Origin of the sequence: Kitasatospora sp. NBC_01302 (assembly GCF_035976515.1) — a bacterium.
Taxonomy (GTDB): domain Bacteria; phylum Actinomycetota; class Actinomycetes; order Streptomycetales; family Streptomycetaceae; genus Kitasatospora.
Genome location: NZ_CP108404.1, coordinates 5,897,891 through 5,918,849, shown reverse-complemented (window position 1 = coordinate 5,918,849; position 20,959 = coordinate 5,897,891). Strand labels below are relative to the sequence as shown.

Here is a 20,959-nt window from a genome sequence, read left to right as displayed (position 1 = left end):
TCCGGGGCCGTTCGGGCGGTGGAGTCCAGCCTAGGACGGAGCGTGGCCGCCGTCCTGATGGCGCGGGGCGGGCACGCCCGTCAGGGCGGTGAGCACCGGGTCCAGCGCGTGGAATATCTCCTCGCCGCAGTTGCGGAACATGCCGATCGGCGCGCCGTAGGGGTCGTCCACCTCGTCGGCCTCGGGGCTGGCGGCCAGCAGCCAGCCGCGCAGCGCGGCAGCCGCCCGCACCAGGGCACGGGCCCGCTCGGTGACCTCGGGGCCGGCACCCACCGCGGGCAGCGTGGCCGGGTCTATCGAGCCCACCAGGCGGGTGAACTCCTTGAGCGTGAAGGTGCGCAGGCCCGCCGCGTGGCCCATCGAGATCACCTGCGCGCGGTGGTCGAGGGTCGCGGTGAGCACCAGGTCGGCCTCCACCACGTGCTCGTCGAGCAGCTCGCGCCCGGCGAAGTTGCCGCTGTCCACGCCGTACTCGCCGAGCACGGTGGCCGCGTGCGCCTCCATCGGGGCGCCCTCGTGGCCCCAGGTGCCGGCGCTCTCCACCACGATCCGGCCGGCCGCCCGCTCGTGCAGCCGGGTGTCCAGCTCATGGCGGGTCAGCCGCTCGGCGATCGGCGAGCGGCAGACGTTCCCGGTGCAGACGAAGAGGATCTTGAAGCTGTCGGCCGGGCGCGGCGTGACGGCCAGGTAGGAGGCCAGGCCGCCGGGCGCCCAGCCGGCCTCGATCGGGTCGAACCCGGAGTAGAGCTGGGCCGTCAACTGCCGGCCTCCAGGTCGGGGACGACCTCCCTCAGCTGCTCGATGCTCACGGCACCCGCGCGCAGCAGGACCGGCACCTTGCCGGTGACGTCGACGATGGTGGAGGCCAGGCCGTGCTCGGCCCGGCCGCCGTTCAGGTAGACCGCCACCGAGTCGCCCAGCTGGTACTCGGCGTCCTCGCAGTCGCCGGGGGCCGGCTGGCCCGACTTGTTGGCGCTGGAGACGGCGAGCGGGCCGGTGGTGTTCAGCAGCTCGATGGCGACCGGGTGCAGCGGCATCCGGACCGCGACGGTGCCGCGGGTCTCGCCCAGGTCCCAGCGCAGCGAGGGCTGGTGCTTGGCGACCAGGGTCAGCCCGCCGGGCCAGAAGGCGTCGACCAGCTCCCAGGCCTGCTCCGAGAAGTCGGTGACCAGGCCGTGCAGCGTGGTCGGCGAGCCGACCAGCACCGGGGAGGGCATGTTGCGTCCGCGGCCCTTGGCGGCCAGCAGGGCGGCCACGGCCTCCGGGTTGAAGGCGTCCGCGCCGATCCCGTAGACGGTGTCGGTCGGCACCACGACCAGCTCGCCGCGGCGGATCGCCGAGGCGGCCTCGCGCAGCCCGGTGGCACGGTCGCCTGCGTCGGCACAGTCGTAACGGCGGCTCATCGGAGCAGTCCCCTCTTCGAAGTCACAGCGAAATCCGACGTCACAGCGACGTCTTCCGAGCGGTGGTGAAACGCGGCCGCCCGTTGAGATCCCGGTGGTCGGCCGTGTCCGTCCAGCCGCCCTCCTCGTTGAAGATCCAGGGCACCTGGCCGCCCTGGGTGTCCGCGTGCTCGATCACCACCGCGCCGCCGGGCCGCAGCAGCCGCGCGGCCACCCGCTCGATGCCGCGGATGGTGTCCAGGCCGTCCTCGCCGGAGAAGAGCGAGAGCTGCGGGTCGTGGTCGCGGGCCTCGGGCGCCACGTACTCCCACTCGGTGAGCGGGATGTACGGCGGGTTGCTGATCACCAGGTCGAACCGGCCGTCCCAGGAGCTGTCCCCGGCGAAGGCCCGGGTGGCGTCGCCCGCGTGCAGGGTGACCCGGTCGCGGTCGGGACTGGCGGCGATGTTGCGCCGGGTGTAGTTCAGCGCCCCCTCGTCCAGCTCGAAGGCGTGCACGATGGAACGCGGCAGCTCCTGGGCCAGCGCGAGCGCGATGGCGCCCGAGCCGGAGCACAGGTCGACCACCAGCGGCTCGGCCACGTCCATCTCGCGCACGGCCTCTATGGCCCACTCGACGACGGTCTCGGTCTCCGGGCGCGGCACGAAGACACCGGGGCCGACCTCCAGCTCCAGGTAGCGGAAGAAGGCCCGCCCGGTGATGTGCTGCAGCGGTTCGCGGGCCTCGCGCCGCGAGACCGCCTCCCAGTACCGGGCGTCGAAGTCCGCGTCCTTCACGGTGTGCAGCTGGCTGCGCTTGACGTGGTGGATGTGTGCGGCGAGTTCCTCCGCGTCGAAGCGCGGCGACGGCACGCCGGCCGCGGCCAACCGCTGGGTGGCCTGGGCCACCTCGGCGAGCAGCAGGTTCATCCGTACGTACCCCTCTGCGGTGGTTACTGCTCTTGCGCCGCGGCGAGCTTCGCGGCGGCGTCGGCGTCCACGGCGGACTGGATCAGCGCGTTCAGGTCGCCGTCGAGGACCTGGTCCAGGTTGTAGGCCTTGAAGCCGGTGCGGTGGTCCGAGATGCGGTTCTCGGGGTAGTTGTACGTCCGGATCCGCTCCGAGCGGTCGACCGTGCGGACCTGGCTGCGCCGCGCGTCGGACGCCTCCTGCTCGGCCGCCTCGACCGCCGCGGCCAGCAGTCGCGACCGCAGGATGCGCATCGCCGACTCCTTGTTCTGCAGCTGGCTCTTCTCGTTCTGGCAGGAGGCCACGATACCGGTCGGCAGGTGGGTGATCCGGACCGCGGAGTCGGTGGTGTTGACCGACTGGCCGCCCGGGCCCGAGGAGCGGTAGACGTCGATCCGCAGGTCGTTCTGGTTGACCTCCACCTCGACCTCCTCGGCCTCGGGGGTGACCAGCACGCCCGCCGCCGAGGTGTGGATGCGGCCCTGCGACTCGGTGGCGGGGACCCGCTGCACCCGGTGCACGCCGCCCTCGTACTTCAGCTTGGCCCAGACGCCCTGGCCGGGCTCGAGGGCGCTCCCCTTGGTCTTCACGGCCACCGAGACGTCCTTGTAGCCGCCGAGGTCGGACTCGTTGGAGTCGATGATCTCGGTCTTCCAGCCCACCCGCTCGGCGAAGCGCAGGTACATCCGCAGCAGGTCGCCGGCGAACAGCGCGGACTCCTCGCCGCCCTCGCCCGCCTTGACCTCCAGGATGACGTCCTTGTCGTCATTGGGGTCGCGCGGCACCAGCAGCAGCCGCAGCTCCTCGGTCAGCTCGTTCTGGCGCTGCTCGGCGGCCTTGGCCTCGGCGATGAAGTCGGGGTCCTCGGCGGCGAACTCGCGGGCGGCCGCGATGTCCTCGCCGGCCTGGCGCCAGGCCCGGTAGGTGCGGGTGATCGGCGTGAGCTCGGCGTAGCGCTTGGCCAGCCTGCGAGCGTTGGCCTGATCCGCGTGCACCGACGGATCGGCCAGCCGCTCCTCGAGGCCGGCGTGCTCGATGAGGAGCTCTTCGACTGCCTCGAACATGTGGGGTGGCCTTCTTTCCCGGAAGCTGAGATGACGGAGTGGGTGGCGCGCTGGACTGCGGGGGGACGCGAACGGCGCCGGCCCTGACGCCCCCGTTCGAGTACGGGGACGCCAGAGACCGGCGCCGCTTGAGCGCTAGGCCCGGTTGCCGCTGAGGCCCTTGCCGAAGCGGGCCTCGAAGCGGGCCACGCGGCCACCGGTGTCGAGGATCTTCTGCTTGCCGGTGTAGAACGGGTGGCAGGCCGAGCACACCTCGGCGCGGATGACGCCGGAGGCCTCGGTGGAACGGGTGGTGAACTCGTTGCCACAGGTGCAGGTCACCGAGGTGACCACGTACGTGGGGTGAACGTCGGGCTTCAAGGGATTCTCCTAGGATTCGGGAGGGCACCGGGTCGGCGGCATGGTGTCGCACGTGAACCGGGACCGACGGACCAGTGTGCCAGCACTGACCGCTTCTTCCCAAACCGGCTCCGGCCCGCCGATATTCCACCGTCGGCCGCGGAGCCGCCGCGCTGCTCCCCGCGAGCCGCGCGCAGTGCTCAGGAGTGCGTGGCGGCGGCCGTGGCGGGGGCGCCGGCGCTCGCCGCGGGGTCGGCCGGATTGACCGGCTGGCTGCTCACGATGGACGCCGGCACCGGCTGGTCGGCCCGCAGCGCGCTCCACACCTGACCGGCCTGCGGCTGCTGGGCCACCACCCGGTTGGGATCGCTCGGCGCGGTGACCACCGGCAGGGTGACCATGGTCAGGTGGTCGGTGCCGATCCCCTTGAGCTCCTCGCCGAGGCCGGTCAACGCGCTCACCGAGGCGAGCTGGGAGTCGGTGGTGATCGCCTTGGTCAGGGTGTCGCCCACCGAGTAGAGCTTGACCGGGTTGGTGAGCAGACCGATCGAGTCGACCTGGGAGATGATCGACTTCACCATCTGCTTCTGCAGCTCGATCCGGCCCAGGTCGCTGCCGTCCCCCACGCCGTGCCGGGTGCGCACGAAGGCCAGTGCCTGGTCCCCGTCGAGGTGGGTGGTGCCGGCCTTGAGGTTCAGGCCGCTGTCCTGGTCGTGGATGTCCACCGTGGTGGTCACCGTGGCGCCGCCGATCGCGTTGACGAAGGCCGCGAAGCCAGCGAAGTCGATCTCGACGTAGTGGTTCATCCGCAGGCCGGTCAGCTGCTCGGTGGTCTTCACCGCGCAGGCCGCACCGCCGACCTCGAAGGCGCTGTTGTACATCGCGCCGGCGGCGGCCGGCACCGCGGTGCCGTTCGGGGCGGTGCAAGCGGGGCGGTTCACCAGCGTGTCACGCGGGATGGAGACCACGGTGGCGGCCGAGTGGCTCTGGTCGACGTGCACCACCATCGCGGTGTCCGAGCGGGCGGTGCCGTCGGTGGCGCCGCCCGCCAGTGCGCCGTTGGCGCCGCTGCGCGAGTCGGAGCCGAGCACCAGCACGTTGAAGGAGCCGTTGCCGGGTGCCGAGGGGCGGGCGCTGCCGAGCTGGGAGTCGATGTCGACGCTTCTGATGTTCGAGTTCCACTTCCAGTACGCGTACCCGGCCACGCCGGCCCCGGCCAGCAGCAGCCCCGCCACGGTCAGTGCCACCGCCCGCAGCACCTTCGCCCTGCGGCTGCGCACCTTGCGGGGGCGCGCCCCGCGGCCCCCGTCCGGGGCGTCGCCCTGCTGCTCGTCGGCCATCGGTCCTGGTCCTCACGTCGGTCGGCCGATCCGGCCATTCCTCTGAGGATAAGCGACCTTTTAGTGCCATATGTCCGTTCTGTGCAACAGCCCTGCCCCAACCTTGCGACGACACGCAGAACGCCGCCGGCGGCCACGGGGAATCCGTGGCCGCCGGCGGCGTTGGAGCACGGCCGCCGAGGACGGCCGTGCTGCTGATGCGAGGTCAGTCGCCCGAACCGGGGGTGGTCTTGGCGATCTGCATCAGGAACTCGGCGTTGGACTTGGTCTGCTTCATCTTGTCCAGCAGCAGCTCGATCGCCTGCTGCGAGTCGAGCGCGTGCAGCACCCGACGCAGCTTCCAGGTGATCGCCAGCTCCTCGCTGCCGAGCAGGATCTCCTCCTTGCGGGTGCTGGACGCGTCCACGTCCACCGCGGGGAAGATCCGCTTGTCGGCGAGCTTGCGGTCCAGGCGCAGCTCCATGTTGCCGGTGCCCTTGAACTCCTCGAAGACCACCTCGTCGGCCCGCGAGCCGGTCTCCACCAGCGCGGTGGCGAGGATGGTCAGCGAGCCGCCGTTCTCGATGTTGCGCGCGGCGCCGAAGAACTTCTTCGGCGGGTAGAGCGCGGTCGAGTCGACACCACCGGACAGGATGCGGCCGGAGGCCGGCGCCGCCAGGTTGTAGGCACGGCCCAGGCGGGTGATCGAGTCGAGCAGGATCACCACGTCGTGGCCCAGCTCCACCAGGCGCTTGGCGCGCTCGATGGCCAGCTCGGCGACCACGGTGTGGTCCTCGGCCGGACGGTCGAAGGTCGAGGAGATGACCTCGCCCTTGACCGAGCGCTGCATGTCGGTGACCTCTTCCGGACGCTCGTCGACCAGGACGACCATCAGGTGGCACTCGGGGTTGTTGCGGGTGATCGCGTTGGCGATCGCCTGCATGATCATCGTCTTGCCGGTCTTCGGCGGGGCGACGATCAGACCGCGCTGGCCCTTGCCGATCGGCGACACCAGGTCGATGATCCGGGTGGTCAGCACGCCCGGGTCGGTCTCCAGGCGCAGCCGCTCCTGCGGGTAGAGCGGGGTGAGCTTGCCGAACTCGGGGCGGTTGCGGCCGCTCTCCGGATCCATGCCGTTGACCGAGTCCAGCCGCACCATGGCGTTGAACTTCTCGCGGCGCTCGCCGTCGCGCGGCTGGCGCACCGCGCCGGTGATCGCGTCACCCTTGCGCAGGCCGTTCTTGCGGACCTGGGCGAGCGAGACGTAGACGTCGTTCTGGCCCGGAAGGTAGCCGGAGGTCCGCACGAAGGCGTAGTTGTCGAGGATGTCCAGGATGCCCGCGACCGGGATCAGCACATCGTCGTCGCCCACCTGCGGCTCGGCCACGCCGCCCTCGAAGCCGTCGCGGCGGCTGCCCCGGCGGTTGCGGTCGCGGTAGCGCCCGCGACGGCCGCGGCGCCCGTCGCCGAACTCGTCGTCGTCGTAGCCGCCCTGCTGGGCGGCGGCGGGCTGGGCGGCCGGCTGCTGGGCGGCCGGCTGGGCGCCCTGCTGGCGGTCGGAGCGCTCGGGGCGGTCCGACCGGTCGCGGCGGTTGCGGCGGTCGCGACGCGACTCGCGGCCCTCGCCACCGTCGCCCTCGGCCGTCTCGACGCGCTGCTCGCCGCGCTCACCGCGGTCGCGGCGGTCACGGCGCTCCCGGCGGCCCTCGCGCGCCTCGCCCTGGCCCTCGGCGGTGCGGGTCTGCTCGGCACGGGCCTCGCCCTTGGGCTCGGCGGCGGCCGGCTCGGCGGGGGCCTCGGTGCCCACCACGGTGGAGACCGCGGCGGCGGGGGCCTCGACGGCGCCGGGGGCACCGGCGGCGGAGGTGGCCCGGCGGCGGCCGCGCTCGGCCCGCGCCGGAGCGGCGGCCTCGGGGGCGGCCTGGCCCGGGATCTCGATCTGGGTCGGCGCCTCGGCGGCGGCCGGGGCCGCGGCCTGGGCGGCGGCCCGGGTACGGCGGGCGGGCTTCTCCGCGGCGGGCGCGGCCTCCTTGGCGGCGGCCTTGGCCGGCGCGCTCGCGCCGGCGGAGGCGAGCAGCGGGTCGCCGCCGCTCTTCTCCTTGATGGCCTCGATGAGCTGGCTCTTGCGCATCCGGCCCGTCCCGCTGATGCCGAGCGTCGAGGCGAGCTTCTGCAGCTCGGCCAGGACCAGACCGTCAAGGCCTGCGGCAACGGTGCGGCGGCGCTTGGCCGGCGCCGCGGGGGCGGCGGACGTGTCCGTCGCGTCGGCGTCCGGGCGCGCGCCCATCAGATCGGTGGTGTCGCTCACTAAGGGTCCTTCCCTGGAGCGGACGTCGGCCTGTCTGGCTCGGCGACCGGTTGTGCTGTCTGACCTGCACTCTGCTGTGCGCAAGTCCGATGCGGTATTCCCTCCACGCGGCACGGTGCCGGCTGGGGGGAGGAGGTGCGAAGTGCGGTGCACGAGGCACGGTGGTGCGAAAAGGCGTGGCGGACGGTACTCATGCCGACCGCGCTGCCGGCGAAACCCGGGGCCCCGTCGCGTGGCGGTCTCCCGCGCTCCCGATCGTCCGGGGTCAGCTGGAGGCCGGCCCAGGCGGTTGGGGGTCAGGATCCGACACGGCTTCGGAATGCGGCCTCAGTCGCGCAGGCAGGCTGCGTACGCGCTGTGGCGGGCTCCCGGAGAATCGTGGTCCCCGACAACGCCGTGACCCCGCACGAGCGGGCTCAGAGGTGGGGGACGCGGTGCACCGTGCCCCGCGGGGCGCCTGATGCAGCATTGAGGTTAACACTACCGACCCCCTCACACATTCCCCAGCCTTGTGCTTGCCAATCGTGTCCGTCCCGCCGGCCGACCACGCTGCCCGATTGGGCGCACGGCCGTGCGGACGCCCACCGCGCCGGCCGCGCAGCTCGGACGTCATCCGTCCAACGGCAGGACACCCGCCCCGTCACGGTCGAGGCGCAGCCGATGGGCGGCGAACGACTCACCGGCGAACGAGAGCAGCTTCTCCGCGCCGGCCTCGTCGGACAGCGCGAGCACGGTGGGGCCCGCGCCGGAGATCGTCGCCGGCACCCCCTCCGAGCGCAGGGCGGCCACCAGGGCGGCGCTGTCCGGCATCGCGGCGGCGCGGTAGTCCTGGTGCAGCCGGTCCTCGGTGGCCGGCAGCAGCAGCTCGGGGCGCCTGGTCAGCGCCTCCACGAGCAGGGCGGAGCGGCCGGCGTTGGCCGCGGCGTCGGCCAGCGGGACGGTCTTCGGCAGCAGGCCGCGGGCGGTCTCGGTGAGCACCTCGGTGCTCGGGACGAAGACCACGGGGACCACCTCGGCGGCGGGGTCCAGACGGACCGCCCTGGCCCCGTCCTCGTCGGTCCAGGCGATGGTGAACCCGCCGGCCAGGCAGGCGGCGACGTTGTCCGGGTGGCCCTCCAGCTCGGAGGCGAGGGCCAGCATCGCGGCGTCGTCCAGGGCGGCGGGACCGCCGATGGTGACCGCGCGGGCGGCGACGATGCCCGCGCAGATCGCGGCCGAGGAGGAGCCGAGGCCGCGGCCGTGCGGTATGCGGTTGGCGCAGACCACTTCGAGGCCGCGCGGCTGTCCGCCGAGCCGGTCGAAGGCGGCACGCATCGCGCGGACCACCAGGTGGCGCTCGTCGCGGGCCAGTTCGCCCGCGCCCTCGCCCGCGATGTCGACGCTCAGCCCCGAGTCGGCGACCCGCACCACGATGTCGTCGTACAGGCCCAGCGCGAGCCCGAAGGCGTCGAACCCCGGACCCAGGTTGGCGCTGGTCGCGGGGACTCGGACCCGGACGGCGGCGGCACGGAACGCGGGACCGGCCATGCGGTGGACTCTCCTGGGGAGTGAGGCAGGCCCGTCGTGGGGGGCCGGCGGTGGTACGGCGGCGGGGGTGTCAGTGCGCAGCGAGGGTCAGGTCCTGCCCGTTCGGGGCAACGGCTGAGCCCTTGGCATGTGCCACACCGCCAGGTTCAGAGTATCGAAGAGAGGTTCCACAGCGGTACACCCCGCTCCCTCTCGATCTGCCGTGTTGCAGGTTATGGCCGGAATCCGGCTGGAATTGACATCGCAAAGAACAACGAAAGCGACACCCCGGCCGTTACGAATCGGCACCCTGCTATCGATTCCCGCCCGCTTCTCGTCAGATTCCGGCCGGGCCGGCCACGGCGGCCGGCCCGGCCGGTGGGACCTCCTCGACAGCGGCCCGGTCGGCGCCGGGCGCTGTCGACGGTGCGTCAGTCCAGCAGGCCCAGGCGCTGGGCGGCGGCCTCGGCGCTCACCGGGACCACGTGCGGCTGCGGCGCACCGGCCACCGCCCAGTCCGGGTCCTTGAGACCGTTGCCGGTCACCGTGCAGACGATCCGCTGACCCGGGTCGACCAGGCCGGCCTCCGCCTTGGCCAGCAGGCCGGCCACGCTGGCGGCCGAGGAGGGCTCGACGAAGACGCCCTCGGTCGCGGCCAACAGACGATAGGCGGCGAGGATCTGACGGTCGGTCACCTTGTCGATGAGGCCGCCCGACTCGTCCCGGGCGGCCTCGGCCATGGCCCAGGAGGCCGGGTTGCCGATCCGGATCGCGGTGGCGATGGTCTGCGGCTTGAGCACCGGGGCGCCGTCCACGATCGGGGCCGAACCGGCCGCCTGGAAGCCCCACATCCGGGGGGTGCGGGTGGCCATGCCGTCCTTCGCGTACTCGCGGTAACCACGCCAGTAGGCAGTGATGTTGCCCGCGTTGCCGACCGGCAGCACGTGCAGGTCGGGAGCGTCGCCGAGCATGTCGACGATCTCGAAGGCGGCCGTCTTCTGGCCCTCGATGCGCACCGGGTTCACCGAGTTCACCAGCGCGACCGGGTAGTTCTCGGACAGTTCACGCGCGAGGGTGAGGCAGTCGTCGAAGTTCCCGTCCACCTGGAGGATCTTCGAGCCGTGCACCAGGGCCTGGCCCATCTTGCCCAGCGCGATCTTGCCCTGCGGGACCAGCACCGCGCAGACCATGCCCGCGCGCACCGCGTAGGCGGCGGCGGAGGCCGAGGTGTTGCCGGTGGAGGCGCAGATGACGGCCTGGGCGCCGTCCTCCTTGGCCTTGGAGATGGCCATGGTCATGCCACGGTCCTTGAAGGAGCCGGTCGGGTTGGCGCCCTCGACCTTCAGGTAGACGTCGCAGCCGGTGCGCTCGGAGAGCACCTGGGCGGGGACCAGCGGCGTGCCGCCCTCCAGCAGGGTGACCACCGGCGTGCTGGCGCTGACCGGCAGGCGGTCGCGGTACTCCTCGATGATCCCCCGCCACTGGTGGGTACGGCCACCGACCTGGTCGATCACGGCGTTCATTGGCTATTCCCCTTCAACCCGCATGATGCTGGCCACGTCCCGCACGCTGTCCAGCGCGCGGAGCTTGTCCACGGTCGCCGACAGGGCGGCGTCGGTGGCGCGGTGGGTGACCACGACGAGCGAGGCGTCGCCGTCGCGGCCCTGCTGGCGCACGGTGTCGATGGACACCCCGTGCTCGGCGAAGACCGAGGCCACCTGGGCCAGCACGCCCGCGCGGTCGTCCACGTCCAGGCTGACGTGGTAGCGGGTGACGACCTGGTCCATCGGCTTGGCCGGCAACCGGGTGTAGACCGAGTCGCCGGGCCCGGTGGCACCGCTGAGCTTGTTGCGGCAGACCGCGACCAGGTCGCCGAGGACCGCGGAGGCGGTCGGCGCACCGCCGGCGCCCGGACCGTAGAACATCAGCCGCCCGGCCGCCTCGGCCTCCACGAAGACCGCGTTGTAGGCCTCGCGGACCGAGGCCAGCGGGTGGCTGAGCGGGATCATCGCGGGGTGCACCCGGGCGGTGACCGAGGCGCCGTCGGCGGCCCGCTCGCAGATCGCCAGCAGCTTGACCACGCATCCCATCGCCTTGGCGCTGGCGATGTCGGCGGCGGTCACCTCGGTCAGGCCCTCGCGGTAGACGTCGGCGGCGGTGACCTTGGTGTGGAAGGCGATGCCGGCCAGGATCGCGGCCTTGGCGGCGGCGTCGAAGCCCTCGACGTCGGCCGTCGGGTCGGCCTCGGCGTAGCCGAGCGCGGTGGCCTCCTCCAGCGCCTCCGAGTAGCCGGCGCCGGTGGTGTCCATCTTGTCGAGGATGAAGTTGGTGGTGCCGTTGACGATGCCCAGCACCCGGTTGACCCGGTCCCCGGCCAGCGACTCGCGCAGCGGGCGGATCAGCGGGATCGCGCCGGCCACCGCGGCCTCGTAGTAGAGGTCGACCCCGGCCTCGGCGGCGGCCGCGTGCAGCTCGGCACCGTCCTTGGCGAGCAGCGCCTTGTTGGCGCTGACCACCGAGGCACCCTGCTCGAAGGCGGTGAGGATCAGGTTCTTCGACGGCTCGATGCCGCCGACGACCTCGATCACCACGTCGATGTCGCCCCGTGCGACCAGCGCCTCGGCGTCGGTGGTGATCAGGTGCTCCGGGACGCCCGGGCGCACCCGCCCGGCCCGCCGGACCGCGATGCCGGCGAGCTCGACCGGCGCGCCGATGCGCGCGGCGAGGTCGGCGGCGTCTGTCGTCATGATGCGCGCCACCTCGGAGCCCACCACACCACAGCCCAGCAACGCCACCTTCAGCGGCCGCGTACGCATCATCCGACTCCGCTCATCCTTCTCGTTTCCGGCGGCATTTCGGCAAGCCGCCGGACATTGGCTGGTTCCAGTCTCGGGGACGATTCGGAAAGATCTACGGACGTCTCAGGATTCGAGACGCGATTTCCGTCATCCGACATCGAGACGCAGGAGATCCTCCTCCGTCTCGCGCCGCACGATCACCCGGGCCGCGCCGTCGGCCACCGCCAGCACCGGCGGTCGCAGCGCGTGGTTGTAGTTGCTCGCCATCGAACGGCAGTACGCGCCGGTGGCGGGCACCGCGATCAGGTCACCCGGCGTCAGATCGCCCGGCAGGAAGGCGTCCTTGACCACGATGTCCCCGGACTCGCAGTGCTTGCCGACCACCCGGACCAGCATCGGCTCGGCCTGGCTGCGGCGCGAGACCAGGGCCACCGAGTAGGCCGCGTCGTAGAGCGCGGTGCGGATGTTGTCGGACATCCCGCCGTCCACGCTGACGTAGGTGCGCAGGCCCGCCAGCGGCTTGACGGTGCCGACCCGGTAGAGCGTGAAGGCCGTCGGCCCGACGATCGCGCGGCCCGGCTCGACGCTCAGCCGCGGTGCCCGCAGCCGCTGCGCGGCGCACTCGCGGCGCACGATTTCGGCCAGCGCGGCGGCGATCTCGGCGGGCTCGCGGGGGTCGTCCTCACTGGTGTAGGCGATGCCCAGGCCGCCGCCGAGGTCGATCTCGGGCAGCTCCACGCCGTGCTCGTCGCGGATCCGCGCCAGCAGGCCCACCACCCGGCGGGCGGCCACCTCGAAACCGGCGGTGTCGAAGATCTGCGAACCGATGTGCGAGTGCAGACCGCGCAGCTCCAGCGCCTCGTGGTGCCCGAGCACCCGGGCGACCGCGTCCGCCGCCGCGCCCTGGGCCAGCGAGAAGCCGAACTTCTGGTCCTCGTGCGCGGTGGCGATGAACTCGTGGGTGTGCGCCTCGACGCCCACCGTCACCCGGATCAGCACCGGCTGCCGCACGCCCTGTCCTGCGGCGATGGCGGCCAGCCGGTCGATCTCCTGGGTGGAGTCGACCACGATGTGGCCGACCCCCGCCTTCACGGCCTGCTCCAGCTCGTGCACCGACTTGTTGTTGCCGTGCAGCGCGATCCGGGCCGCCGGCATGCCGGCGGCCAGCGCCACGGCCAGCTCGCCCGGGCTGCACACGTCGAGGCTGAGCCCCTCCTCGTGCAGCCAGCGGACCACGGCCTTGGAGAGGAAGGCCTTGCCCGCGTAGTAGACGTCGGCCCCGGCCCCGAAGGCCTCCCGCCAGGCCCGGGCCCGGGCCCGGAAGTCCGCCTCGTCCAGCACGTAGGCCGGCGTGCCGAACTCGGCCGCGAGCTCCGTCACCGCGACCCCGCCCACGGTGACCACCCCGTCGGCGCCGCGGGCCACCGTGCGCGACCAGACCTTGGGGTCCAGCGCGTTCAGGTCGCTCGGCGGGGCCGGGTGGTGCCCCTCCGGCAGCACATCGCCGTGACGGGGGCCTGCGGGGTGCGCGGAGCGGCTCATCGGGGAAGGTCTCTCTCTGGGCGTGCGCGGGGGCGCAGGTGCGCAGGTGCGCGGGGCTACATCCGCTCGGGGGCGGAGACGCCGAGCAGGGCCAGGCCGTTGGCGGTGACCGTCTGGGCCGCCTGGACCAGCCAGAGCCGGGCGCGGTGGGTGTCGGTCAGCTCCTCGTCGCCCTTGGGCAGGAACTGGCAGTTCTCGTAAAGGCGGTGGTACTTGCCCGCGAGGTCCTCCAGGTAGCGGGCCACGTGGTGCGGCTCGCGGTGCTGACCGGCCTTGGCCACGATCCGCGGGAACTCGCCGAGCGCGCCGAGCATGTCGGACTCCCACTCGGTGGCCAGCAGCTCGGGCTTGAACTGCTCGGCGGCGCCCTTGTCGACGCCCAGCTGCGCGGCCTTGCGCGCCACGCCGCACATCCGGGTGTGCGCGTACTGGACGTAGTAGACCGGGTTCTCGTTCGACTGGCTGGTCAGGATGTTGATGTCCAGCGTGATCGTCGAATCGGTGGAGGAGCGCGACAGCGTGTAGCGCGCGGCGTCCACGCCGATCCAGTCGACCACGTCGTCGATGGTGATGATGTTGCCGGCCCGCTTGGACATGCGGACCTCCTCACCATCGCGCAGCATCTTGACGAACTGGCCGATCTTGACCTCGATGTTGCGGTTCATGTCGTCGCCCGCGCAGGCCGCGATGGCCTTCAGCCGGTTGACGTAGCCGTGGTGGTCGGCGCCCAGCATGTAGACGCTGACCTCGCTGCCGCGGTCGCGCTTGCTGAGGTAGTAGGCGGCGTCGGCGGCGAAGTAGGTGGTCTCGCCGTCGGCCTTGATCAGGACGCGGTCCTTGTCGTCACCGAAGTCGGTGGTCCGCAGCCAGATCGCGCCGTCCTGGTCGAAGACGTGGCCCTGCTCGCGCAGCCGCTCGATCGACTTCTCGACGGCGCCCGAGTCGTGCAGCGACTTCTCGGAGAACCAGGTGTCGAAGTGGGTGCCGAACTCGTCCATCGAACGCTGGATCTCGGCCACCATGAGCGCCAGGCCCTCGGTGCGGAAGACCTGCAGCTGCTCGTCCTCGGGCAGCGCGAGGACGCCCGGGACGCCGTCGGTGATCGCCTTGGCGATGTCGCCGATGTACTCGCCCACGTAGCCGTCGGCCGGCACCTCGCGCCCGTTCGCGGCGGCCTGCAGCGAGGCGGCGAACTTGGAGATCTGCACGCCGGCGTCGTTGAGGTAGTACTCGGTGCTCACCTCGGCGCCGGTGGCACGCAGGATCCGGGCCAGCGAGTCGCCGACGGCCGCCCAGCGCACGCCGCCGATGTGGATCGGCCCGGTCGGGTTGGCGGAGACGAACTCCAGGTTGATCTTCAGGCCCTTGAGCGCCTCGTTGCGGCCGTACGCCGCACCCGCCTCGACGATCGTGCGGGCCAGCTCGCCCTGGGTGGCGGCGTCCAGCGTGATGTTCAGGAAGCCGGGCCCGGCGATGTCGACCTTGGCGACCCCGGGCAGCTCTCGCAGGCGCGCGGCCACCAGCTCGGCGACCGCGCGCGGCGGCTTGCCGGCCGGCTTGGCGAGCTGGAGCGCCACATTGGTGGCGTAGTCGCCGTGGTCGCGGTTCTTCGGTCGCTCGACCGTCACCGTCTCGGGGACGTCGACGGACAGCTCGCCCGCCTCGACGGCGGTGCGCACGGCGACCTGGACTGCGTGGGAGAGCTCTGCGGGTGTCACGCGCCCAAGCCTAGGCGAGAGCGGCCGGCCCACGGCCACGCGGCCACCCGTTGAGACGGCCGGACCGGTGGTTTCCTGTTCGCTGTGAGCGAAATGGGCGACCTGTCGACGGGGTCAGCCGCTGCCGAACGTCATACCGCCGCCCGGGCCCGCCGCCTTGATCCCCATCAGCCGCCGCACCAGCGCGACCAGGTCCGCCGGGTCGAACGGTTTGCCGAGGTACCCGTCGACGCCGACCGACTCCCCCTTGTCGAGATCCGCCGGTGTGCACGCGCTAACGATCGCGATCGGCAGCCGCGCCGTCTGCTTCTCGGCCCGCAGCCGCGCGGCCGTGCGCAGCCCGTCGAGCCGGGGCATCATCACGTCCAGCGTCACCACGTCCGGCCGCACCCGCCGGACCACCTCCAGGCACTCGGCACCGTCGGCCGCGGTCACCACCTCGAAGCCCTCCAGCTCCAAGTTGACCCTGATCAGCTGACGGATCACCTCGCTGTCGTCCACCACGAGGACCCGCCCGGACACGCCTGACGACACCCCCCGAGCCTACGACCGCCCACCCTCGCGCGTCCGGGCTTTGTGGACTTCGCCGGAGCCCGGTCGACGGCTGATCGAAAACCCCTGCACGGAGCACCCGGCCGAGCTGGTAATGTTCTCTCCGTCGCAGCGATGCGACGCGAAACACCGAGCAGGCCCCCGTAGCTCAGGGGATAGAGCACCGCCCTCCGGAGGCGGGTGCGTAGGTTCGAATCCTACCGGGGGCACTTCGCAGGAAGTGCCGGATGAGGCCCAGGTCAAGCGACCTGGGCCTTCGTCATGTCCGGGGCTCGTACCGCACACCCGCGCAGCACCCGCGCCAACTGCCCGGCCATCACCCACCGGGCGCGCGGTTCATCGACGCCGACGACGGCCTCGCCGGCCCGGCCGGGGCGGTACAGCCTGCCGTGGACGCCCAGCTCCTGACACTCCCTCACCCGGACAGTGACGCACCCCGCGCGCAGGTGCGGGCACATCCGGACAGCCGGGCCGGCGCAGGGGAGGCAGACGGGCGGATGGGTGGCCGCCATCCCCTCGGGCCAGCCCGGCCAATCGCCGCGATCGTCCCTGAGCAGCCAGAGCACCCCCTCCTCGGTCCGATCGGCGGGGCCACCACAGATCTGGCAGAGAAGAAGTCGCATCGCCCGCCGCTGCCGCCCGACGTGCACCCGCCCGTAGTCGGGCCAGCCCCGGCCACGGGCGAGCGTCATCCGCGCCCAGAGAATCCCGTCGGCATCGCGGTCGTGCGGCACTTCGTCGCGATACGCGATCTCGCCGGCGGGATGGGCGACGACCTCGGAGCGGACGAGCCGCTCCTCGCTCCACGCGGTGATGTAGGGGACGAGGCTCGCTTCCGCCATGAGGACCTCCAGAACGAATGACGCTACATCTCTAGAGAACTCCTCATCTCTAGAGATGTCAAGCGCCCCTCGGTCAGTCGCTCGCCTCGCGAGGCCGCCCTAGGATGTCTAGAGATCAACGAGGAGGACCATGGCCACCAGCGGCGAGAAGCAGCCCAAGTACCAGCGGATTGCCGACGCCCTGAAGGCGGCCATCGACTCCGGCCAGTACCGGGCTGGTGACCGGCTCCCCGGCGAGAACGATCTGATGGAGAGCTACGGCGTTGCCCGGATGACCGCCCGTCAGGCGCTGGGAGTCCTGCAGAGCGAAGGCATCGCCGAGGCGCGCAAGGGCGCCGGGGTCTTCGTCCGCGACTTCCGACCCCTGCGTCGCCGGAGCATCCAGCGGCTGGCGGAGGGTCAGTGGAGGTCAGGGCGGTCGATCTGGGCGGCCGACATCGAGAACCGCGCTTTGGAAGTCGACCAGGTCGACGTCTTCGAACAGCCCGCGCCGGAGCTGATCGCGGGGGTGCTGGGACTGGAGCCGGGCGAGGCCGTGTGCGTGCGGGAGCGGCGGTTTGTGCTGGACGGGAAGCCGGTGCTGCTGTCCACTTCGTACCTGCCGGCGGCCCTCGTCGCGGGCACCAGGATCACGCAGCCGGACACCGGGCCGGGCGGGAGTTATGCCCGGCTGGCCGAGATCGGCGCAGGACCGGTGCACTTCCGCGAGGAGGTCCGCTCCCGGATGCCTGTGAAGGACGAAGCCGCCCGACTGGAACTGAGTGCCGGGACGCCCGTGATCCTCGTCTGCCGCACCGCGTACGCGGCGGACGGGCACGCGGTGGAGGTCAACGAGATGGTGTTCGACGCGGCGTCCTACGTACTGGAGTACGACTTCGACGCGTGAATCACACGGGCGGCGGGGTGACCTGGCAGACGACGACAAGTTCCAGGCGGGGAATGACGTAGTAGGCGATCATGCCTCCCGCGACGTCGAGGTACTGCATCGGCTCACCGCTGCCCTCGTAGGTCGTCCCGTCCAGGTAGCGGGCCTCGGCGGCGCGGACGAGTTCGGCGGCCCTGAGGGCGACCGCGCGGAGGAAGTCGGCCGGGGCGCCGGCGGTGACGTGCTCCTCGCTCGGCAGGTACTCCCAGGCCCAGCTCACCCGTTCACCGCGGCGAAGGCAGTGCGGTAGATCTCGGCGACCTCGACGGCGTGGGACCGGCACTCCAGGGTGCTCTCGGCGTGGTTGGCCAGGTAGTTCCCGCGGTGGTAGGCCTGGGCGGTGTGCGGGTGGCGCTCGATCTCCACGATCGCGGCCCAGTGGGCCAGGAAGGCGCGGATCGGGTTGACGCTGCCCTGGGTGACCGCCTCCGCCATGGCCCGGGTCTGCCCGTCCACCATCTCCGGGAGGCGGTCCGCGGCCACGACGGCGAGCGCCGCCTTGAGCGCGGCCGGGGTCTTCTCCGGTCGGGGGATGATCGCGACTCCGTCGTGCACGGGCTGGCTCATGGCGGCACTCCTCTCGTCGGGTGCGAGGCTACCCGTGATCGGCGGCCGCCGGGCGGCGGGGCACACCCGAAGGCCCGGGTCCCTGGGGGCCCGGGCCTTCGGGGTGGTGGTGGTGGGGGGGCTCAGGTGGCGCTGGAGACGGCGTGGGCGTACAGGTTGCCGATGGTCTGGTCGAAGTAGGCGCTGTACGAGGTGTCCGGGGTGTTGCCGCCCTGCTGGTAGCCGCCGATGATGCCGATGATGTTGCCGTCGGCGGTGTTGATCCAGGGGCCGCCGCTGGTGCCGCCGGTGTAGGAGGGGCAGTAGATGCTGCGCTGGTAGGTGCTCTGCTGGCCGGTGGTGTTGGAGCAGAGCAGCGGCGTCTCACCGCTGTTGGGGTAGCCGTAGAGGCGGACGGTGGCGCTGAAGGACTCGTTGAGGCCGAGCTGGTTGCCGCCGACCACGTCCTCGATGCGCTGGCCGCTGCTGTTGGGGGCGACCTGGAGGAAGGCGAAGTCCTGGTCGGGGTCGCCGTTCTGGGTCCAGCCGGTGGTCTCGTAAACCTGGGTGACCTGCCAGACGCCGTACGGGGTCTGGCCGTTGCGGTAACCGGGGGCGAAGACCACGCCGCTGGGGCTGCTCACGCAGTGAGCGGCGGTGACCAGCAGGTTGCGGGTGCTGCTGTGCACCACGCTGGCGGAGCAGAAGTGGTTGCCGGGGGTCGCGGAGCCGCCGCTGAACAGGGCGCCGACCCGGTTGGCCTCGGAGTTCGACGGTGCCGTGCTGGTGGTCGCCAGCGAGCGCGTGGAGTCGGTGGAGTCGGTCGCGTCCGTGGAGTCGCTCGGCGAGGGAGCCGCGGACGGCGTGGCCGAGTCGCTGGGGCTGGGCGTCGGGGTCGGCGTGGGCGTGGGCGTGGGCGTGGGCGTCGGCGTGGGTGTCGGCGAGTTGACCGGCGGCAGCTGGGCCAGCGGCATGGAGCTGGCGGCGGGCGGTCCGGCCGGTGCGTCGCCGGCGGACGGCGCGGGGTCGGCCGACGGGGAGGGGGTGCTCGACGCGGTGCCCTTGGTGTTCTTCACGACCGAGGCGGTCAGGGCGCTGGCCAGCCGGCTGGAGGCGGAGGCCTGCGAGGTCAGCAGGCTGATCCCGGCCACGGCCACGAGCAGCAGGGTGGCGAGCGAGGCCACCAGAACGGTCGGACGCAGGAAGAGGGGACGGGGACTGCGGTGCCGGCGCTGCTGACTTGTCATCAGGTCGGTTACTCCTGCCCGCGATCGGTGGCCTGGCGGCCGATTGGTCGGCACCCGAAGCGTGCCCGGCTACCTACGACTATCGCCCCCCTCGCTGCGAACGCGATGATCCTGCACTGAGAGCCGTGTGAGAATCCACCGGGCGGCTCAGGAGGCCGCAACAGCTGACCGGGACCCATCATGTCGGACGGGTCCCGGCGCGAGAAGAGTGTCTGCCGTTAAAGGCCAGGTCAAAAGGGGCCGACAGGGACCCCGGGCAGCGTTCCCGGTCAGTCCTCCTGCCAGGCCGCCCTGGGGGCCTCCGCCGCGGCGCTCTCCCCCGTCGCCTCGCCGGGCGCGGGCCGGTGGTCGACCATCACGAAGGCGAGCACCGCCGCGAAGATCAGCACGCCCAGCGCCACCGTGGTGGCCACCGTGTAGCCGTGCACCGAGGCGGTCGCCTGGACCAGTTTGCTGCCGGCGTCGCGGCCCACCAGGTAGGTCGTGGTGACGCTGGCCGCGATGGTGTTGAGCAGCGCGGTGCCGATCGAGCCGCCGACCTGCTGGGCGGAGTTGATGGTGGCCGCCGCCGCGCCGGTCTCCCGTGGGGCGACGCCCAGGGTCGCCAGGTTCATCGAGGGCATGAAGACCAGGCCCATGCCCAGCCCGAGCAGGAGCTCGGCCGGCAGCACCGAATCGACGTACGCACTGCTCACCTTGAGCTGGGTCAGCCAGGCCATGCCGGCGGCGGCCAGCAGCAGGCCGGGCACGATCAGGTTGCGCGAGGGCACTCTGGTCATCAGTCGGGCGGCGAAGCCGGTGGAACTGAGGATGATCGCACCGGTCATCGGCAGGAAGGCGACGCCGGTCATCAGCGGCGAGAAGTTCTTGATCTCCTGGAGGTAGTAGGTCAGGAAGAGGAAGAGGCCGAAGAGTCCGACCACCGCCAGGCCGACCGAGAGCGCCGCGCCGCCGCGGTTGCGGTCTCCGACGATGTGCAGCGGCAGCAGCGGGTGGTCAGAGCGTCGCTCGGCAGCCACGAAGAGCGCCAGCAGGGCCGCGCCCAGGGCCAGGCAGAAGAGCACCAGCCAGTCGCCCCAGCCGCGCGACTCGGCCTCCGAGGTGCCGTAGACGATCGCCAGCAGCCCGCCGCAGCCGAGCAGGGCGCCGGGCAGGTCGAGCGGGATCCGCTTGCCCTTGGCGATGTGGTCGCGGTGCAGCAGCCGGGCGGCGCCGACGGCCGTGACGAGCGCGATCGGCACGTTGACGAACAGGCACCAGCGCCAGTTCAGGTACTCGGTCAGCACCCCGCCCACGATGAAGCCGATCGCGCTGCCGCCGGCGGCGATCGCGCCGAAGATGCCGAAGGCGGTGGACCGTTCCTTCGGCTCGGTGAACGTGGTGGAGAGCAGCCCGAGCGCCGAGGGGGCGAGCAGGGCACCGAAGGCGCCCTGCAGGGCGCGGGCGGCGAAGAGCATCACCGGGGTCACCGAGGCGCCGCCGAGGGCGGAGGCCAGGGCGAAGCCCAGCAGTCCGACCGTGAACGTGCGCTTTCGGCCGTAGAGGTCTCCCACCCGGCCGCCGAGCAGCAGCAGTCCGCCGAAGGCCAGCGTGTAGGCGGTCACCACCCACTGCCGGTCACCGTTGGAGATCCCCAGGTCGCGCTGGGCGGAGGGGAGGGCGATGTTCACGATCGTGATGTCGAGCACGATCATCAGCTGGGCGATGGCGATCACTGCGAGCGCCCGCCAGCGGCGGGGGTCCGGCACCGATTCGACCATGGCGTTTTGCGCGGACACGGCAGGAGCCTTCCGGACGGGGGTGCCGTCGGCGTGCGCGAACGGCACTGTTCTCCAGCCAAGCTCGCGATCGGGGGAAGGGGCAAGCGAAAGTGCTGACAAATACGGACAAAAAGCCATCTTTTG

General features: G+C 72.0%; 19 protein-coding genes and 1 tRNA gene. 2 read left to right on the top strand and 18 right to left on the bottom strand.

All coding sequences use genetic code 11. The annotated features are described in order from the left end of the window. Positions 1-30: 30 nt before the first annotated feature. The 13 genes from OG294_RS25985 to OG294_RS25925 all read right to left on the bottom strand — a co-directional run bounded on the left by OG294_RS25985 (position 31) and on the right by OG294_RS25925 (position 15,465). The gene (locus OG294_RS25985; protein ID WP_327071673.1) at positions 31-699 is read right to left on the bottom strand and encodes an arsenate reductase/protein-tyrosine-phosphatase family protein; all 669 of its coding nucleotides are present in this window, start codon (positions 697-699) and stop codon (positions 31-33) included. Between the two features lie 56 nt (positions 700-755). Continuing rightward, on the bottom strand, positions 756-1,403 hold the full coding sequence (locus tag OG294_RS25980) for an L-threonylcarbamoyladenylate synthase (RefSeq protein WP_327068955.1): 648 nt from the start codon (positions 1,401-1,403) through the stop codon (positions 756-758). A 40-nt stretch (positions 1,404-1,443) separates the two neighbouring features. Next, positions 1,444-2,310, bottom strand: coding sequence for a peptide chain release factor N(5)-glutamine methyltransferase (gene prmC / locus OG294_RS25975; RefSeq protein ID WP_327068954.1), 867 nt, complete (start codon positions 2,308-2,310; stop codon positions 1,444-1,446). Positions 2,311-2,333: 23 nt separating this feature from the next. Then, a complete protein-coding gene (gene prfA / locus OG294_RS25970; protein ID WP_327068953.1) occupies positions 2,334-3,413 on the bottom strand; it encodes a peptide chain release factor 1 in 1,080 nt (359 codons plus the stop codon). A 135-nt stretch (positions 3,414-3,548) separates the two neighbouring features. Next, complete coding sequence (gene rpmE, locus OG294_RS25965) at positions 3,549-3,773, bottom strand: 50S ribosomal protein L31 (protein ID WP_327068952.1); 225 nt, start codon at positions 3,771-3,773, stop codon at positions 3,549-3,551. Positions 3,774-3,952: 179 nt separating this feature from the next. Then, positions 3,953-5,092: an LCP family protein gene (locus tag OG294_RS25960; RefSeq protein WP_327068951.1), complete on the bottom strand. Its 1,140-nt coding sequence runs from the start codon at positions 5,090-5,092 to the stop codon at positions 3,953-3,955. A gap of 205 nt (positions 5,093-5,297) precedes the next feature. Further along, the gene (gene rho, locus OG294_RS25955; RefSeq protein ID WP_327068950.1) at positions 5,298-7,379 is read right to left on the bottom strand and encodes a transcription termination factor Rho; all 2,082 of its coding nucleotides are present in this window, start codon (positions 7,377-7,379) and stop codon (positions 5,298-5,300) included. 609 nt (positions 7,380-7,988) lie between these two features. Beyond that, positions 7,989-8,906 (bottom strand): homoserine kinase, encoded by a 918-nt coding sequence (thrB, locus tag OG294_RS25950; RefSeq protein WP_327068949.1) that lies wholly within the window; start codon positions 8,904-8,906, stop codon positions 7,989-7,991. Positions 8,907-9,316: 410 nt separating this feature from the next. Then, complete coding sequence (gene thrC, locus OG294_RS25945) at positions 9,317-10,408, bottom strand: threonine synthase (protein WP_327068948.1); 1,092 nt, start codon at positions 10,406-10,408, stop codon at positions 9,317-9,319. 3 nt (positions 10,409-10,411) lie between these two features. Then, positions 10,412-11,704 (bottom strand): homoserine dehydrogenase, encoded by a 1,293-nt coding sequence (locus tag OG294_RS25940; RefSeq protein ID WP_327068947.1) that lies wholly within the window; start codon positions 11,702-11,704, stop codon positions 10,412-10,414. Positions 11,705-11,830: 126 nt separating this feature from the next. After that, a complete protein-coding gene (gene lysA, locus OG294_RS25935) occupies positions 11,831-13,225 on the bottom strand; it encodes a diaminopimelate decarboxylase (RefSeq protein WP_327068946.1) in 1,395 nt (464 codons plus the stop codon). Positions 13,226-13,281: 56 nt separating this feature from the next. Then, positions 13,282-14,943, bottom strand: coding sequence for an arginine--tRNA ligase (argS, locus tag OG294_RS25930; protein WP_327068945.1), 1,662 nt, complete (start codon positions 14,941-14,943; stop codon positions 13,282-13,284). A 114-nt stretch (positions 14,944-15,057) separates the two neighbouring features. Beyond that, the gene (locus OG294_RS25925) at positions 15,058-15,465 is read right to left on the bottom strand and encodes a response regulator (protein ID WP_327071672.1); all 408 of its coding nucleotides are present in this window, start codon (positions 15,463-15,465) and stop codon (positions 15,058-15,060) included. 167 nt (positions 15,466-15,632) lie between these two features. Here OG294_RS25925 and OG294_RS25920 point away from each other — a divergent pair. Beyond that, positions 15,633-15,704: transfer RNA gene (locus OG294_RS25920), tRNA-Arg, on the top strand. Between the two features lie 30 nt (positions 15,705-15,734). Here OG294_RS25920 and OG294_RS25915 read toward each other — a convergent pair. Beyond that, positions 15,735-16,337 (bottom strand): hypothetical protein, encoded by a 603-nt coding sequence (locus OG294_RS25915; protein WP_327068944.1) that lies wholly within the window; start codon positions 16,335-16,337, stop codon positions 15,735-15,737. Positions 16,338-16,467: 130 nt separating this feature from the next. Here OG294_RS25915 and OG294_RS25910 point away from each other — a divergent pair, with 130 nt between their 5' ends. Continuing rightward, positions 16,468-17,223, top strand: coding sequence for a GntR family transcriptional regulator (locus OG294_RS25910; protein WP_327068943.1), 756 nt, complete (start codon positions 16,468-16,470; stop codon positions 17,221-17,223). Position 17,224: 1 nt separating this feature from the next. On the opposite strand, the gene OG294_RS25905 is transcribed toward OG294_RS25910, so the two are convergent. The 4 genes from OG294_RS25905 to OG294_RS25890 form a co-directional block, all read right to left on the bottom strand. After that, positions 17,225-17,482, bottom strand: coding sequence for a hypothetical protein (locus tag OG294_RS25905; protein ID WP_327068942.1), 258 nt, complete (start codon positions 17,480-17,482; stop codon positions 17,225-17,227). Beyond that, positions 17,479-17,829 (bottom strand): hypothetical protein, encoded by a 351-nt coding sequence (locus tag OG294_RS25900; RefSeq protein ID WP_327068941.1) that lies wholly within the window; start codon positions 17,827-17,829, stop codon positions 17,479-17,481. The genes OG294_RS25905 and OG294_RS25900 overlap by 4 nt, the downstream gene beginning before the upstream one ends. Before the next feature lie 122 nt (positions 17,830-17,951). Further along, on the bottom strand, positions 17,952-19,055 hold the full coding sequence (locus tag OG294_RS25895; RefSeq protein ID WP_327068940.1) for a trypsin-like serine peptidase: 1,104 nt from the start codon (positions 19,053-19,055) through the stop codon (positions 17,952-17,954). A 269-nt stretch (positions 19,056-19,324) separates the two neighbouring features. Beyond that, complete coding sequence (locus OG294_RS25890) at positions 19,325-20,815, bottom strand: MFS transporter (RefSeq protein WP_327071671.1); 1,491 nt, start codon at positions 20,813-20,815, stop codon at positions 19,325-19,327. Positions 20,816-20,959: the final 144 nt, after the last annotated feature.